This is a genomic window from Simiduia litorea, assembly GCF_042853465.1.
Lineage (GTDB): Bacteria > Pseudomonadota > Gammaproteobacteria > Pseudomonadales > Cellvibrionaceae > Simiduia > Simiduia litorea.
In genome coordinates, this window is sequence record NZ_AP031497.1 from 165,217 (window position 1) to 181,113 (window position 15,897).

A 15,897-nucleotide genomic window follows, 5' to 3' on the forward strand; every position below is an offset into this window, starting at 1 on the left:
AAAAAGGAGGCTAAGGCCTCCTTTTTTGTCTTCGCTGTCTACACTTCCTAGCAAGTTAACCGGTTAAAGGCACAGTGTGTGAGCGAGAAAGATGCAAGTTATTGGCGCGGTAAATACCGCGAGCTACTAAAAGAGCAGGAGCGGGCAAGGGTAAAGGTCAACCCCGACGTACAGATTGCCATTGAGCGCCTAGCCCAAACAGCAGCACTGTTGGATAAAGATTTAGCGCTGGGCCTTAATCCCGTGTTTCAACAAGCTAAACGTAAGGAGTGGGGCAGGCCTGGCCAGCTCGCCTTGCTCGAACAAACCTTAGATCAGTTTCAGCGCCAAATAAAAATCACTCGCGAGCGCGAACTGCTAGCGGTGGAGCAAATGAGCCGCTCCCTTCTAGACATGCCGCTCGACGAGGTGAGTCAAAAAGCCTGCAAAAAAATCCTGCCTGTTTACAAGCGCCAATCGTTTGCCAATGAATGGGCGCCGCTAGTAGAAGCTATTGCCCTATTAAAACCGCGGCCGCTGGAAGCAGGGGAATACCCGAAACAGCCTGGGGTTTTAGCTAAGCTGTTTGGCGGCTCCAAGCGCGAAGAAGAAAATTCGAATCCCGCTATGTCGAGCGAGAGTGAATTACCGGATGACATAAATTCAGAGTCACTCGTGTCGGACGATGTAGATCAGGGTGAATCCACTTTAGCCACCACAGCACATCGCCCTGAACAGGACGATCAGGATGAATCTGCTGCCCTCGATCGAGCGGATCATATTCAGGCGATTAACCAAGCGACAAAAACCAGTGCGGCGAAGCAGGACCTTGAAGATTTGATGGGCTTAAGTGGTCAGCTGATACGCCGTGGTGAAGATACAGATCGCGAATTACATGAACCCGCCTTTAGCAAGATCAGCGATAGAATCTCTATGATCTTAGGCGACCTACTGGCTCAAATTGAGCCGCAGGACACAGTTACGGATAAAGCCGTTGCAGCGAAGTTGCGCATAGATAAAGGTCTAAATTGGTATGAGCTAGTGCCAACGTTGGAGGACATTCGCGATCTTGTGATGGCGCTTATCATTAGTGCGAAACAAGATTTTCAGCAGTATTTGTTGCACTTGTTAGAGCAAATCAATCAACTCATTTCGATGACTGCGGACACAGCCAACAGCGTTATGGCGCGCGAGCGAGAGATGGTGATTGATATAGAAGTCGAAGTGAGTGCTTTGGCGCAAGCGGCGAAGTCGGTCAATGATGTGGCGGAATTAAAACAAGCCGTGGAAACACGGGTGCAGGCCTTGGCCGGCGTTTTGAGTAAGCGTCAATCGACCGGTGAGGCTGAAAATAAGGCGTTAAGGGAGATTAATCTCCTGCAAAAACAGGTGAGTTTGTTACAAAAAGAAGCGGCAGAAAAGCAGGCGGAACTCGAGTTAAATCGGCAAAAAGCGCGCACAGACACGCTCACGGGCTTGGCTAATCGGGAGGCCTATAACGAGCGAATTCATCACGAAATTGAACGCTTCCGTCGTTATCAAAGGCCATTGACGTTAATTGTCTGTGATATCGACCATTTCAAAAAATTTAATGACGACTACAGCCATCAAGTGGGCGATAGGGTTCTAAAAGTGATCTCTAATGCAATTGAAAAGCAGCTGCGCGATGTTGATTTCATGGCGCGCTACGGCGGCGAAGAATTTGTGGTGTTGATGCCTGAAACAAATGCTCAGGACGCGCTACTAAAAATGGAAAGAATTCGGCTCGCCGTTGCCGCAACTAAGTTCAAGTTTAAAGACCATCAGCTTTCGATTACATTTTCCTCTGGGCTTGCTGCAATACGCGATGGCGATACGGCGAGTACACTTTTTGCGCGCGCCGATAAGCTGCTCTACGAGGCCAAGCACAAGGGCCGGAACTGCTGCGTGGCCGAAGCCGATTGAGCTGCCAACACAAGCCTTGATAGTCTTTTTGACTATAACATGATAAAGTTGCCATTATTCAACCATTCTGCAGATGAAACAGTAAGGCACCTATGGAAAGCGTGAGTTGTATTTGGGATGCGCAGGCAACCTTGGGCGAGGGACCTTTGTGGGTGGCGGCTGAGTCCAGTGTGTATTGGTTAGACATCAAGCAGTCGCGTATACACTGTTTACATACCAGCACCGGCGCACGTCAAAGTTGGCTAGTGCCGGCGCAAGTCACTAGCATAGCGCTGCGAAAAACGGGCGGCTTTGTCGCGACAGTGCGCGATGGCTTTGTCGCTTTAACCTTAGGCGATAATGGTCATATCATCACTCCGCTGCATCTGGTTGAAGCGGGCCTTGCCGGCAATCGATTTAATGACGGCAAGGTGGATATCAACGGTCGCTATTGGGCTGGCAGCATGGATGACAAGGAGCAGCGCCATACAGGTGTCTTGTATTGCTTGGACCTTAACGGTGATGTGAACAGGATGGATGCAGGTTATTGCATCAGTAATGGACCAACGTTTTCGCCCGACGGCAAGCGTTTGTACCACACCAGCACCACGGAAAAAACAATCTATCAATTTGATATGGACGCTACGGGCGAGCTGAGTAATAAGCGCGTTTTTTATCGAGTACCCGACACTGACGGTTACCCGGATGGCATGACAGTCGATGCCGAAGGCTGTATCTGGCTATGTCATTTTTTCGGTGGACGAATAACGAGATTATCTCCCGCCGGTAAGGTGTTACGGGTTATCTCACTGCCTGTGTCCAATGTGACCTCGTGCACCTTTGGCGGTGCCGAGCTCGATCAACTCTATATCACTACGGCGCGTTGGGCTTTGACTGAAGCAGAGTTACAAAAGCAACCGTTAGCGGGTGGTTTATTTGTGTGTGAGCCAGGTGTTAAAGGCTTAGCTACTAACAAATACCTGGGTTAAAACGATCGGCCAACATCACCTCAATCTTGGCCGCTATTGGCTAGCTGCCTGTTTTTCTTCCAGCGCTGCGGCGAAAGGCCAAACCAGCGCTTAAAGCTCCGGGTAAAAGCCGATAGTTCTGAATAGCCCAGCAGTGCAGAAATATCCGTTAATCGATAATAGGGGTGTTCGATATAGTGTTTGGCTTGGCTGCGCCTAACCGCTTCGACCAGGTGTTGGAAGTTTGTATCCAGTGCGCCGAGGCGGCGCTGTAAGGTGCGCTTACTATAACCAATCGCGTGCGCTACGGATTCCAGTTGGCATTCATCGCAGGGCAGCGTTAGGGCAATCACGTGCCTCACTTGTTTCAATAAGTCGTCTTTGTGCCGTTGTTCTAAATAGCGGCGCAACTTTTGGGGTAAGAGTCTCGCGTCGGCATCGATGGGCTTTTCGAGTATCGCTGCATCAAAGACCAACGCTAGATGCGTGTGATTAAAACCAATTGGGCTGTGAAAAAAACTCGCGTAAGGTTTTACATCGCTAGGCTCGTGATGTTGAAAATACACCGCCCTTGGCAGCCACTGACTCCCACAGAAAATGCGCACCAATTCGTAGGCCAAAGACAGCGCGTGGTCTTGAAAGGTGGTGGTGCTGGCGACGCGATCGAAATGACAGTGAATGCCGAGTTGGGCAAGTGGCCCCTGTTGTTCCAGTTTTAGCTCAACAGTTTGAACGATCAGTGAAATGTGGCTGGTGAAAATTTTCAGTGCTTCGCCAACGGTGGCGCAATTACTTACCATGATTGCTAGAGGGCCAAAGATGGAAAGCCCTTGCCGAGCCGCGAGCACCAAACCGAAATGGGGGCACTTGAGCCGTTCCGCGGCGAGCATGAGTAAGTGGTTATGTTGGTCGAAGGGGATGAGCGTGTCCGGCCAGCGCAGCAGTTGGCTATCAAATTGGGCTTTTTGAAACAGCATCGTGGCATCAATGCCACCTTCGGCGAGCAGCTCAGGGTAACCTTCCAAGAAGTTATTGCTTATCAGTGGGTAGTGCACGCAAGGCTCCCAGCGTCGACAGGGCACAATACTCCACTTTAATGGCGCCCAAGGTCAATAAAATGGCGTCTGATGTCAAACTTTGCGCTTGTGCTAGGTTAGACTCTGCTCTTACATGCTTACAGACTAATCAATAAAGAGGCCGCCATGTCGAAGACCTATGATTACATTATTGTTGGTGCTGGTTCTGCTGGCTGCGTGTTGGCTAACCGCTTATCCGCCGATGAAAATATCCAAGTTTGTTTGATTGAAGCGGGGGGCGACGACCGAAACGCCATTATTTATACGCCGATGGGTGTCATCGCTGCGCTTGCGGGTGGGTTATTTAACTGGCTGTTTCAGACCAAAGCACAGCCTACGATGGGCAACCGAAAAATCTATTGTCCGCGCGGCAAAGTGCTGGGCGGTAGCAGCTCCATTAATGCCATGCTCTATGTGCGTGGCCAAGCGGAGGACTACGACGCCTGGGCGAAAGCTGGAAATAAGGGATGGAGCTTTAAAGCGTTATTGCCCTATTTCAAAAAGTCGCAACATCAAGAGCGTGGTGAAAGTGAGTTTCACGGCGTGGGCGGCCCGCTCAATGTCGCCGAAATAAGAAATCACCACAAGCTCTGCGAGGCGTTTATTGCTGCAGGTGTCGAATTGGGAGAGAAATACAACGCTGATTTTAATGGCGCCGATCAGGAGGGGTTAGGCTGGTTTCAAACCACCCAAAAAAATGGCCAGCGGCACAGCGCCGCCGCCGCATATCTTCATCCGGTCTTAGCCCAGCGCCGCAATTTAACCGTTATTACTAAGGCCTTAACGCGACGCGTGCTATTCGAGGGTAAACGCGCTACGGGCGTAGAAATCGAGGTTAAAGGCGAGCGGCATAGGCTGTCTGCCGCGCGAGAAGTGATCGTGTCTTGCGGTAGTTTCGGCTCCCCACAACTGCTCCTGCTGTCGGGTGTAGGCGCCAAGGCAAAGCTCGACAGCCAAGCCATTACGCAAGTGCACGAATTGCCCGGGGTTGGTGAAAACCTGCAAGAGCACGTGGATGTTTTGGTGGTTGCCAAAGATAAAACTGCGTCATCCTGGGGCGTGTTGCGGCCCCGGCAATTAGTGCGAAGTATTGGTGCGCTGGCGCAATACATCAGCAAGCGCAGTGGCATGTTGAGTTCCACCATTGCTGAAGCTGGCGGGTTTATAAGGTCAGACCCCAGTGTCGAAACACCGGATTTACAATTGCATATCACCCCAATAGCCATGGATGATCACGGCCGTTCCTTGAAGTACTACTTCCGCTACGGCATGAGTGTGCACGTGTGTTACCTCAGGCCGCACAGTCGAGGTTCGGTATCCTTGGCCAGCGCCGATCCGCGCGTTGATCCGGTTATCGATTTGAATATGCTGAGTGATGCACGGGATGTTAACGCGCTGGTGGCTGGGGTAAAAAAAGTGCGTGCTATGTTTCGCGCTGAGGCCCTACAGCATGCTTATGCGGGCGAGTTTTTACCGGGCGAGGAGTTAACGACTGATGCGGAGTTGGAAACGTTTTTACGCATGAAGGCTAACCATGTCTATCATCCCGTCGGCACCTGCAAAATGGGTAGTGATCTCATGGCCGTTGTGGACGATCAACTGAGAGTGCATGGTCTGGAAGCTCTGCGCGTGGTCGACGCCTCAATTATGCCTAACATTATTTCGGGCAATACTAATGCACCCACCATCATGATTGCCGAAAAAGCGGCAGACCTCATTTTACAGAATGCATAAAATCGGGTGATTGATGGAACCAACGGAATAGTTTAGCGTCGAACCTATAGATTTTGATCACCTATGGAGATTTATTCATGATGAAAATATTGCAGTTAAGTGCCGTTTGTGTCGCCTTAATGGCCGCGCCCTTTGTTTCGGCTGCGGACGCCGAAGTAAGCGCCAGCGCGGGTATGGAAAAGGTCAAGGTCAAGCGTTTAGATGAGGTGATGGTCAAACCCAATATCGATTGGGGGAAATACACCAGTGTGCGTATTACGCCGCTAGATATGTCGACCACCAAAATCAAAGCGCCCAGCGGAACGCATAAAAGAGATATACCCGAGTTAACAGAGAAAACCCAAGCGCCCTTTAAGGATTTATTTCTTAAAGCTTTCACCCGCGAATTTTCAGAAGATGGGTTGTTAGCAGACGAGGGCACGAATAAGCCGGGTACGCTTCGTATTGACAGTAAAATTCTCGAGTTAGCGCCCACCTATATTCCCGATAGCAAAATGAACGCTAGTGGCCGAAATCGCGCCTATACGGAAACGGCGGGAAAAATTCAAATGCAATTCGATATATTTGATGCCGCAACAGGTGAGCATTTAGCAACAATCACGGACAAACGCGAGGCCACTAAAATGTGGCGTGAAAATAACGCTGTGCAAAATCGCTCGCAAATAAATCAAATTATGGGTACTTGGGCGCGTATATTTCGCACCCATATAGATGATTTAGGCGAAAAATAAACAAATTTTCGTGCCTTAATCCTAACGGCGCCGGCTTAACGTCAGGCGCTGTTCTATTTTACCCACCGCACATCCTGCTATACACTTCCTGCATTATTAAGCTAGAAGGGCTAACCCCATGACACGTTTTATTGCCATATTTGCAATATTGTTACTTGCTGGCTGTGCGACTGAGCCAGAAAAAAAGCAAGCTTCGTCGAAGGAGAAGGTTGATTTGGCCGCGTTTTCAGTTGTGGCGGTTACTGATCCCACCTTCAAACCCGAGCGCGGTGAATCCATAAGCTGGGTATCCGATGTTATTTTTGCGGGAAGTAACGATGAAACGCCGCAGGATGAGGCGGCTATTGCGTTGATTCAAGCGGATATTGAAAAAAGTTTAACGACAAAAGGATACACCCTTGGCCATGGTGTTAGCGTCGACTATCGCGTGTTGGCCTTGGTGCAGGTAGGCACAGAGGAATTGGCTAAGGATATGCGCGAACTCTTTAGGCTTTATCCAAGTTTAGGGCAGGAGAGCCAATTGAATAAAGGTATGTTAATCGTCGCTGTCGCCCGCCCAGGCAGTGTACAGGCCCTATGGCGTGGTGCAATTAAAGTATTTGTCGATGAAGATCATCTGCTAACGCCAGCGCAACAAAAAGAGCGATTGGCACTAGCTGTTAAAAAAGTCATGGCTTCTATGCCAAAAGCACTTTAATCCTTACTTCAACGTTAGATCTAAAAACGCTCGCGATTACGCGGGCGTTTTTTTAAGAAAAATAGCAAAACTCCGTTTCCCCTGTTAGACTTCGCACATCTTGCGGGGTGCTCATATTTATATGTGGCTGAGAAATACCCGTTGACCTGATCCGGTTAGTACCGGCGTAGGGAACGAGATTTCAGTCAGTATGTCTATTGATTGTCTCCTTCTTGAAGCCGCTGCTTATTATTGAGATGCGCTTCATGGACTCCCTCAAAAATTTGCAGCCTGTCGTCATGACAATCGCGGGAAGCGATAGTGGCGCGGGCGCAGGTATTCAAGCTGATATTAAAACCTGTGCGGCGCTAGGGGTATATTGCACCACCGTACTCACGGCTATTACAGCACAAAATACGCAGCGGATAACCGCATGCGAACCTGTGTCGGTGCAAATGCTTGCGCAGCAATTTGATGCAGTAACCGAAGATTTCAACGTTGCCGTCATTAAAATCGGTATGGTTGGCAGTGTGGACAACCTGCACTACCTCGTCGCTCGGCTCTCAGATTACAAACGTAAAAACTCAAACGTATTTATTGTGCTCGATACTCCCCTGCGAGCCAGTGTGGGTTTTAGTTTACTCGATGTAAACAATGCAGATTTGCTGTGGAAATTGATCCGATTGGTCGATCTGGTTACGCCTAATCTAATGGAGGCGGCTTTCTTACTTGAATGCGCAGAGGCTAGATCAACGCAAATGATGGCCTTGCAGACGCTGCAATTTGTCGAGCGCGGTGCCAAGGCGGTGTTATTAAAAGGCGGCCATTTGGTTGGTGATCAAGCCGCCGACTGCTTGCTGAGTACCGATACTGGAGCAGCACCTGTTTGGTTCTCGAATACCAAAATTTCGACCAGAAATAATCACGGTACGGGCTGCACATTAGCAAGCGCTATCGCAGCTCAGTTGGTACTCGGTTATCCCGTACCAGAAGCTATTTCTCGCGCTAAACAATATCTACATACCCTGCTTCAACAATCACAGCAAAGACATTACGGGTTGGGTTCAGGCCCGCTTGAGTGTTTGAACTTATCGCGCTCTATCATTTAAAAAGGAGTTTCCCATGACCGACCTATCAGTAGAAAAAAAGTTAAGTGACAGTGCTAAGGTGGATGCCGCATCGATCAAACCTTTTCCGGGCTCAAAGAAAATATTTGTTCAGGGTTCGCAGCCGGATATCTTAGTGCCCATGCGAGAAATATCGCTGGCTGATACGGCAATGGAATTTGGCGTAGAAAAAAATCCCCCGGTGCGGGTTTACGATACATCAGGCCCTTACACGGATAGTCATGTTGCTATTGATGTGCGTAAGGGCTTGGCGGAAATGCGCCGACCTTGGATTGAAGCCCGCCAGGATACGGAATTTTTGCGTGAAAAATCTTCAACTTTTACCAATCAACGGGCACAGGATGAAGCGCTAGACAATTTGCGTTTTAACCACAAGCGAAAAGCGCGCCGAGCACTAAACGGGGCAAATGTGACCCAAATGCACTATGCCAAGCAGGGTATAGTGACGGCGGAGATGGAATACATCGCTATTCGCGAGAATATGAGTTTACAGCAAGCGCGTGCGCTGGGGGTGTTGGAGCAGCAGCATCAAGGCATGGACTTTGGCGCCAATATTCCAGATGAGATAACCCCGGAATTTGTGCGCAGTGAAGTGGCCAGAGGGCGCGCGATAATTCCTGCCAATATCAATCACCCAGAATTAGAGCCGATGATTATTGGGCGCAATTTTTTGGTTAAAGTGAATGGCAATATCGGTAACTCAGCTCTGGGTTCCTCCATTGAAGAGGAGGTTGAGAAATTGACTTGGGGTACCCGTTGGGGCGCCGATACGATAATGGATCTGTCCACAGGAAAAAATATCCACGAGACCAGAGAGTGGATTATCCGCAATTCCCATGTGCCTATTGGCACAGTGCCAATCTATCAGGCCTTGGAAAAAGTTAATGGTGTGGCAGAAGATCTCAGCTGGGAAATTTTCCGAGACACCTTAATCGAACAAGCCGAACAGGGTGTGGATTACTTTACGATTCACGCGGGCGTCTTATTGCGTTATGTGCCTTTAACGGCAAAGCGCGTGACCGGTATCGTATCCCGTGGTGGTTCCATCATGGCCAAGTGGTGTTTGGCGCATCACAAAGAAAACTTCTTGTACACGCACTTCGAAGATATTTGCGAAATCATGAAAGCCTACGATGTTTCGTTTTCGTTGGGTGATGGGCTTAGGCCCGGATCGGTGGCCGATGCCAATGATGCGGCACAGTTTGGCGAGCTCGAAACCTTGGGTGAACTGACCAAAATTGCCTGGAAGCACGACATACAAACCATGATTGAAGGGCCTGGCCATGTGCCGATGCATTTGATCAAAGAAAACATGGATAAACAGTTACGCGAGTGTGGCGAGGCGCCTTTCTATACATTAGGCCCGCTGACCACAGATATTGCCCCGGGCTATGATCATATAACCTCAGGCATTGGCGCCGCGATGATCGCTTGGTATGGCTGCGCCATGCTGTGTTATGTCACACCGAAAGAGCACTTAGGGTTGCCCAATAAAGATGATGTGAAAGTTGGGATTATTACCTACAAAATTGCCGCTCATGCCGCGGATTTAGCAAAGGGGCATCCCGGCTCGCAATTGCGCGATAATGCTTTGTCGAAAGCGCGCTTTGAATTCCGTTGGCAAGACCAATTCAATTTAGGTTTGGATCCCGATACAGCGCGCAGTTTTCACGACGAAACGCTGCCTAAAGAATCTGCCAAAGTGGCGCATTTCTGCTCAATGTGCGGGCCTAAGTTTTGCTCTATGAAAATAACCCAGGAAGTGCGCGAGTATGCTGCAAATCTGGGCGCTGAACTGACGCCGGAGAGTGTTATTCGCATGGTGGATGTGGAAGCAGAAATGGCCACAAAAGCGGCAGAGTTTCGTGCCCAAGGCACAAAACTTTATGCCAAAGTCTAGAGCCTTGGGTATCGCTGTGTGACAATCGCGACTGCGCATACCTGCAGTTAACCCCGTTGTTTCACTAGGAAGTTTTTTATGTCGATACCCGAGAGCCCGTTTACCGTCACGGATGTAGAGGTGGCGCAAACCAAGGTTGGTTATAAGGGCTTTTTTCGCCTAGAGCGGCTGAAGTTACGGCACAAATTATTTCGTGGCGGTTGGAGCCATTGGTTTCACCGCGAGTTGTTTGTGCGCGGCGAAGCCGTGGCCGCCATTTTGTATGATCCGACATCGGATCAGATTGGTTTTATCGAACAATTTAGGGTCGGGGCGTTAAAGGAACCCTATGGCCCTTGGTGTTTAGAAGTTGTTGCCGGTATTTCTGAGCCGGGTGAAAGCCCTGCTCAGGTGATCGTGCGCGAGATAGAGGAGGAGGCGGGTGTGCACGATGTTGAACTCCTACCTATTTGTCAGTATCTCTCCAGCCCTGGCGGTTCAGATGAGCGCTTGCACCTTTATTGTGCTGTGTGTGACTTAACAGGGGCCGGAGGTGTTTTTGGCTTAGCCGACGAAAATGAAGACATTCGACTGCACCTAGCGCCGGCGGCGGCGGTGTTTACCGCTATGTATACCAGCCGTTTTAACAACGCCGCTACCTTGATCTGTTTGCAGTGGTTGCAGATTAACCACGCCAGACTGCGGAGCCGGTCATAGATAGCAGCGTGAAGGCGTGAGTTTGTAGTAAAGCTGTGCCATGCTTAGGCCATCTACCCAGTTTGGCTAGTTTTATGATTGAACGGTCTAGCATTCGCACGCGTCGGCGCTACCAGGTTAACTTGGTGGAGCAGCAGGCCTTGGGCGATTTGAACTACGTTCGATTGATGCGTCTTATGCCGGATTTAGACAGTGCCAGCCAGTGGAGTTTTCGGATTTCGGGCCCAGATGGCGACTGGCGGGTAACGCTCAGTGTTGAGGAGCGTGCCAGATTTACAACCAGCGTGTTAATATCCCGCCATCAAGGCGACTGCGAGTGGACGCGTTTCCCTGCCCTGCAAGTTCGGCTCTACCATGATGCAAACATGGCCGAGGTGATTGCGTGGGAGCGACATAGAGTAAAACTCGGTCGCTACAGTTACCCCAATAACAAGATGTATCAATGTGACGAGAAAGCGCAGTTAAATCGCTTTCTCGGCGAATGGTTGAGCCACTGTTTGGCGCAAGGTAAGGCCAACGCAGTTAACTTGAAGCTTACCGGCTAAGCCGGTTGCATATGACCAAATAGGACTGGTTCACCGGCATGGACTTCCCAGATCACATAGCATTTCCAAAAGGTAGGCCACTGCGCCTGCTGCAGATCACCGATTGCCATCTTGGCGAGTACCCCGGCGAAGAGCTGTTAGGCTTGAATACCGATTTAAGTTTGCACGACGTGCTGAAGCTTGTGGCCACCGAACCCGCAGACATGATTATTAATACCGGCGATGTCTCAAGCCATGGTCATGTGGGCTCCTATGCACGCTATCAACAATTGGTCGATAGCTACATCAAGCTTCCCCACGCCTGGATTCCCGGTAACCACGATTTGCCCAGTGCCATGGATGCTTCGGTGGCCTCGGGTGTGAGCCCAAAAATTATCGACGCCGGCCCCTGGCAACTCATTCTCCTGAATTCTTACGTGCCCGGCCATGAATACGGCGATTTTACCCAAGCTGAATTAGATTTTCTCGCCCAGACGTTGGCCGCTTCCGATAAGCCCGCTTTAGTTTTTCTACACCACCAGCCTCAGGCAGTGGGCAGTGCCTGGATTGATCAATACACGGTTAAATCCCATCAGGCATTTTTGGCCTTAGTCGATGCCAGCCCTCGGGTAAAGGCGGTTATCTGGGGCCACGTGCACCAAGCCTACGATAAAAAACGCGGCCATATTCGCATGTTAGCCAGCCCTTCCACGTGTATTCAGTTCCTGCCCAATAGCGATGATTTTGCCCTTGATCGCGCCATGCCTGGTTTGCGCTGGTTTGAATTGCACGCAGACGGCAGCTTTAAGACCGGCGTTAAACGCATTGAGCACAAAGAGTATCCGATAGATTTTAACTCTACGGGTTACTAATGCCGACGCTGTTGTATATCCACGGTTTTTTGAGCTCGCCTCAATCTCACAAGGCCGTACAAGTTAAGACTTGGCTGCAACGCCACCGCCCTGATATCAACTACCTCTGCCCCGCGCTATCACCTTACCCTGATGAAGCGAAACAGCACTTATTGTCGGCATTGGCAGCAGCGACCGCACCCGTGGGTTTGATGGGCTCATCACTGGGTGGGTTTTGGGCCACGTGGTTGGCCGAGCAATTTGATCTGCGTGCCGTACTTATCAATCCATCGGTAAATCCCATGGCGATGTTCCCAGCCTATATTGGCAAGCCTATTCAAAACTTCCATAGCCAAGAGTGTTATGAACTGCGCGATGAACATTTAGCGCAATTGCACGAGGTTGATACCCCCGTTATTGAGCGGTTCAGTAACTATTGGTTATTTGCCCAAACTGGTGATGAAGTGCTGGACTATCGACTGGCGGAGAAAAAATACGCAAACTGCCAGCAAACTATTGAACAGGGTGGCGACCACGCGTTTCAGCGTTTTGACCGCCATTTCGAGCGCGCTATTGCTTTTCTTTTTGATTAGACAACTAAGGCCTTTTTCATGATCTATAAATTAGCGCCACTTATTCTATTGCCGACGCTGAGCCTTGGTTTTTGCGCAGGAGCTGTTGCTGAATCGTCGACGGCGCTGGTGGAGACTGACGCTAGCGCCCATGCCGAATCTGCCGAAAGTCTAGCGGTAACCAACGCGAACACGAGAAAAAGCAAAGAATATCAAGATTGCTTAATGAGCAAAATGCAAACCGCGGGTGCCGAGTTGCCAGTCGGCGAATTGCGCGCTAGCTGTGAAAAAATAGAGCAATTACAACAGTCACAAGCGCGAGCAGAATTAACATTGGGCCAAGAGAGTGTGGTGGCTCAACGTTTGATTGCGGAAGAAAAAGCCTTAGACAACCCCTTCGAAATATCGTCATACCGCAGAAATTATGTGCTTGTTGCTTCGTACAACGACGCGCCCAATACGGAAATTTGGAATCTCGATCATCCCGAGCAAGACATCAACAATGTTGAAGTCAAATTTCAATTATCCTTTAAAGCCCTCGTTGCCCGGGGCGTATTGGGAGGTAATCTTTGGGCTGCTTACACCCAGCAATCTTGGTGGCAGCTCTATGCCGACGAATCGGCACCGTTTCGTGAAACCAATTACGAACCCGAGTTGATGTTGCGTTGGGACACGGATCTCGCCGCACTAGGTTTCAATATGCGGGTTTGGAGCTTCGGCTATAACCACGAGTCCAACGGTCGGTCAGGGGACTTTTCCCGCAGTTGGAATCGACTCCTAGGGCAAGCAGTGTTTGATCGCGGCAACCTGATTATCGTGCCGCGAGTCTGGTGGCGCATTCCGGAAGCAGAAGAAAAAGACGACAACCGCGATATTGACGACTACTTGGGCTACGGCGATCTAGCCATCGCCTACAAGTGGGGTAGCAACCTGTTTTCAACCACCATTAAGGGTAATTTCCGACGCCGAGATCCACGCATGGGGGTACAGCTTGAGTGGACCTTCCCGGTGGCAGACAGATTCAAAGGCTATATCCAGTACTATGATGGCTATGGCGAAAGCTTGATTGACTATAACCACCGCAGTAAAAGGATTGGATTTGGGGTTTTACTCAATGACTTCATCTAGCCGGATCTAGCGACAGTGCTCGGTTTTTCAGGGCAGACGGCTAAACACTCGGCTAGAAACTGGGGTATAGTGGAGCCCAACAAACCTTTCATCATCACACAAAGCACAATGGCAGATGTCTAACTATAACGCCCAAGATATTGAAGTTTTAACAGGCTTAGATCCCGTTAAAAAACGCCCGGGTATGTACACCGAAACTACCCGCCCAAATCACCTCGCGCAGGAAGTTATCGATAACTCCGTGGATGAGGCCCTTGCCGGCCACGCTCGGCAAATCGATGTAACGCTGCATAAAAATCAGTCAATCACCATTGTTGATGATGGCCGTGGTATGCCGGTAGACATGCACCCAGAGCAGAAGAAGCCGGGTGTAGAAGTTATTTTGTCCACCTTGCACGCGGGTGGAAAATTTTCTAATAAAAACTATCAATTTTCCGGCGGCTTGCACGGCGTGGGTATTTCCGTCGTCAATGCGCTTTCCGATTTGCTGGTCGTCACTATTCGTCGCGATGGCCAGGTTTACCAAATTAAATTTAGCAATGGCGAAAAAACCCACGATCTGGAAGTGATCGATACCTGTGGTAAGCGCAACACCGGCACCAGTGTGCATTTCATGCCCAACCCCAGCTATTTTGATTCCGCCAAATTTTCCGTGACGCGGCTGCGTCACGTGCTGCGGGCAAAGGCGGTGCTGTGCCCCGGTTTAAAAGTGACCTTCAAAGATGAGCAGTCGGGCGAAACCGATGAATGGTTTTATGAAGACGGTCTTTCTGATTATTTAAACGCGGCTACCCAAGGCTGGGAGACGCTACCAGCGACGCCTTTTGTGGGTACCTTCAGTGGCACCACCGAAGCCTGTGATTGGGCCGTGCAATGGTTACCTGAGGGCGGCGAAGCCATACAGGAAAGTTATGTAAATTTGATTCCAACCGCACAAGGCGGCACGCACGTTAACGGTTTGCGCACTGGCTTGTTGGAAGCCATGCGCGAGTTTTGTGAATTCAGAAATTTACTCCCACGCGGGGTGAAGTTGGCGCCAGAAGATATTTGGAGCGCTTGCTGCTTTGTCTTGTCTTACAAGCATGCAGACCCGCAATTCTCCGGCCAAACCAAAGAGCGTTTATCGTCGCGCGAGGCGGCAGCCTTTGTTGCCGGCGTAGCCAAAGACAGTTTTAGCTTGTGGCTCAATCAGCACACGGAAGAAGGTGATCGGCTGGCCGAGGTGTGCATCACGAACGCACAAAAACGCGTGCGCTCCAGCAAAAAAGTGGCGCGCAAACGCATTACTCAGGGCCCGGCGCTGCCTGGAAAGCTAGCTGATTGTTCGAGCGGTGAGCCAGAGCGCGGTGAATTATTTCTCGTGGAAGGTGACTCGGCGGGCGGCTCTGCTAAGCAAGCGAGAGATCGCGAGTTTCAGGCGATCATGCCGCTACGGGGAAAAATCTTAAATACGTGGGAAGTGGATTCCACAGAAATTTTAGCCAGCCAAGAAGTTGATAACATTGCGGTTGCGCTCGGCGTTGAGCCGGCGAATGATGACATCAGCGGGTTGCGCTATCACAAAATTTGTATCCTAGCGGATGCCGATTCCGATGGTCTGCACATTGCAACGCTTCTGTGCGCATTATTTCTGCGGCACTTTCCCGCCTTGGTTCGGGCCGGTCATATTTTTGTTGCCATGCCGCCCTTGTATCGTATCGACCTAGGTAAAGAAGTGTTTTATGCCCTAGACGATGCAGAAAAGCAGGGTATTTTAGACCGACTTGTCGCGGAAAATAAAAAGGGTAAGCCCAATGTTCAGCGCTTCAAAGGCTTGGGTGAAATGAACCCGCTGCAGTTGCGCGAAACCACGATGGCGCCGGATACTCGACGCCTAGTGCAACTGTTTATCGATGGCGATGACGACACACTACAAATCATGGACATGATGCTGGCGAAGAAACGCGCCAGTGATCGTAAACAGTGGTTAGAGGATAAAGGTAACCTGGCAGATATTGCCTAAGTCATATTTC

The 15,897-nt window shown here is 50.1% G+C and carries 14 protein-coding genes and 1 riboswitch; of the genes, 13 read left to right on the forward strand and 1 reads right to left on the reverse strand.

Features of this window, described 5'->3' with window-relative positions:
* The first annotated feature begins 78 nt into the window (after positions 1-78).
* Both ACGHTT_RS00830 and ACGHTT_RS00835 read left to right on the forward strand, forming a co-directional pair.
* Positions 79-1,923: a GGDEF domain-containing protein gene (locus ACGHTT_RS00830; RefSeq protein ID WP_390592922.1), complete on the forward strand. Its 1,845-nt coding sequence runs from the start codon at positions 79-81 to the stop codon at positions 1,921-1,923.
* Positions 1,924-2,015: 92 nt separating this feature from the next.
* Entirely contained in the window at positions 2,016-2,891 is an 876-nt protein-coding gene (locus tag ACGHTT_RS00835) for an SMP-30/gluconolactonase/LRE family protein (protein ID WP_390592923.1), read from the forward strand.
* A 20-nt stretch (positions 2,892-2,911) separates the two neighbouring features.
* Here the strand turns inward: ACGHTT_RS00835 and ACGHTT_RS00840 are convergent, their stop codons facing one another.
* The gene (locus ACGHTT_RS00840) at positions 2,912-3,925 is read right to left on the reverse strand and encodes an AraC family transcriptional regulator (protein ID WP_390592924.1); all 1,014 of its coding nucleotides are present in this window, start codon (positions 3,923-3,925) and stop codon (positions 2,912-2,914) included.
* A gap of 147 nt (positions 3,926-4,072) precedes the next feature.
* Here ACGHTT_RS00840 and ACGHTT_RS00845 point away from each other — a divergent pair, with 147 nt between their 5' ends.
* The 11 genes from ACGHTT_RS00845 to parE all read left to right on the forward strand — a co-directional run bounded on the left by ACGHTT_RS00845 (position 4,073) and on the right by parE (position 15,887).
* Positions 4,073-5,680: a GMC family oxidoreductase gene (locus ACGHTT_RS00845; protein WP_390592925.1), complete on the forward strand. Its 1,608-nt coding sequence runs from the start codon at positions 4,073-4,075 to the stop codon at positions 5,678-5,680.
* Positions 5,681-5,757: 77 nt separating this feature from the next.
* Entirely contained in the window at positions 5,758-6,411 is a 654-nt protein-coding gene (locus ACGHTT_RS00850; RefSeq protein WP_390592926.1) for a DUF3313 family protein, read from the forward strand.
* 118 nt (positions 6,412-6,529) lie between these two features.
* The gene (locus ACGHTT_RS00855) at positions 6,530-7,108 is read left to right on the forward strand and encodes a hypothetical protein (RefSeq protein WP_390592927.1); all 579 of its coding nucleotides are present in this window, start codon (positions 6,530-6,532) and stop codon (positions 7,106-7,108) included.
* A 93-nt stretch (positions 7,109-7,201) separates the two neighbouring features.
* Positions 7,202-7,299: riboswitch (TPP riboswitch) on the forward strand.
* Between the two features lie 54 nt (positions 7,300-7,353).
* Positions 7,354-8,196 carry a bifunctional hydroxymethylpyrimidine kinase/phosphomethylpyrimidine kinase gene (gene thiD / locus ACGHTT_RS00860; protein WP_390592928.1) on the forward strand — a complete coding sequence of 281 codons (843 nt, stop codon included), beginning with the start codon at positions 7,354-7,356 and terminating at the stop codon, positions 8,194-8,196.
* A gap of 13 nt (positions 8,197-8,209) precedes the next feature.
* Positions 8,210-10,114, forward strand: a complete 1,905-nt coding sequence (gene thiC, locus ACGHTT_RS00865; protein WP_390592929.1) for a phosphomethylpyrimidine synthase ThiC — start codon at positions 8,210-8,212, stop codon at positions 10,112-10,114.
* Positions 10,115-10,192: 78 nt separating this feature from the next.
* Positions 10,193-10,810 (forward strand): NUDIX domain-containing protein, encoded by a 618-nt coding sequence (locus ACGHTT_RS00870; protein WP_390592930.1) that lies wholly within the window; start codon positions 10,193-10,195, stop codon positions 10,808-10,810.
* A gap of 74 nt (positions 10,811-10,884) precedes the next feature.
* Positions 10,885-11,355, forward strand: coding sequence for a DUF1249 domain-containing protein (locus tag ACGHTT_RS00875; protein WP_390592931.1), 471 nt, complete (start codon positions 10,885-10,887; stop codon positions 11,353-11,355).
* A 38-nt stretch (positions 11,356-11,393) separates the two neighbouring features.
* Positions 11,394-12,206 (forward strand): 3',5'-cyclic-AMP phosphodiesterase, encoded by an 813-nt coding sequence (gene cpdA, locus ACGHTT_RS00880; protein WP_390592932.1) that lies wholly within the window; start codon positions 11,394-11,396, stop codon positions 12,204-12,206.
* Positions 12,206-12,778: a YqiA/YcfP family alpha/beta fold hydrolase gene (locus ACGHTT_RS00885; protein WP_390592933.1), complete on the forward strand. Its 573-nt coding sequence runs from the start codon at positions 12,206-12,208 to the stop codon at positions 12,776-12,778. The genes cpdA and ACGHTT_RS00885 overlap by 1 nt, the downstream gene beginning before the upstream one ends.
* An 18-nt stretch (positions 12,779-12,796) precedes the next feature.
* Complete coding sequence (locus ACGHTT_RS00890; protein ID WP_390592934.1) at positions 12,797-13,885, forward strand: phospholipase A; 1,089 nt, start codon at positions 12,797-12,799, stop codon at positions 13,883-13,885.
* Positions 13,886-14,000: 115 nt separating this feature from the next.
* Positions 14,001-15,887 (forward strand): DNA topoisomerase IV subunit B, encoded by a 1,887-nt coding sequence (gene parE, locus ACGHTT_RS00895; RefSeq protein WP_390592935.1) that lies wholly within the window; start codon positions 14,001-14,003, stop codon positions 15,885-15,887.
* Positions 15,888-15,897: the final 10 nt, after the last annotated feature.

Excerpts from the sequence above, each read along its gene's own strand:
- ACGHTT_RS00835 (WP_390592923.1), top strand. The coding sequence starts at position 2,016 with ATGGAAAGCGTGAGTTGTATTTGGGATGCGCAGGCAACCTTGGGCGAG.
- ACGHTT_RS00845 (WP_390592925.1), top strand. The coding sequence starts at position 4,073 with ATGTCGAAGACCTATGATTACATTATTGTTGGTGCTGGTTCTGCTGGC.
- ACGHTT_RS00850 (WP_390592926.1), top strand. The coding sequence starts at position 5,758 with ATGATGAAAATATTGCAGTTAAGTGCCGTTTGTGTCGCCTTAATGGCC.
- ACGHTT_RS00855 (WP_390592927.1), top strand. The coding sequence starts at position 6,530 with ATGACACGTTTTATTGCCATATTTGCAATATTGTTACTTGCTGGCTGT.
- thiD (WP_390592928.1), top strand. The coding sequence starts at position 7,354 with ATGGACTCCCTCAAAAATTTGCAGCCTGTCGTCATGACAATCGCGGGA.
- thiC (WP_390592929.1), top strand. The coding sequence starts at position 8,210 with ATGACCGACCTATCAGTAGAAAAAAAGTTAAGTGACAGTGCTAAGGTG.
- ACGHTT_RS00870 (WP_390592930.1), top strand. The coding sequence starts at position 10,193 with ATGTCGATACCCGAGAGCCCGTTTACCGTCACGGATGTAGAGGTGGCG.
- ACGHTT_RS00875 (WP_390592931.1), top strand. The coding sequence starts at position 10,885 with ATGATTGAACGGTCTAGCATTCGCACGCGTCGGCGCTACCAGGTTAAC.
- cpdA (WP_390592932.1), top strand. The coding sequence starts at position 11,394 with ATGGACTTCCCAGATCACATAGCATTTCCAAAAGGTAGGCCACTGCGC.
- ACGHTT_RS00885 (WP_390592933.1), top strand. The coding sequence starts at position 12,206 with ATGCCGACGCTGTTGTATATCCACGGTTTTTTGAGCTCGCCTCAATCT.
- ACGHTT_RS00890 (WP_390592934.1), top strand. The coding sequence starts at position 12,797 with ATGATCTATAAATTAGCGCCACTTATTCTATTGCCGACGCTGAGCCTT.
- parE (WP_390592935.1), top strand. The coding sequence starts at position 14,001 with ATGTCTAACTATAACGCCCAAGATATTGAAGTTTTAACAGGCTTAGAT.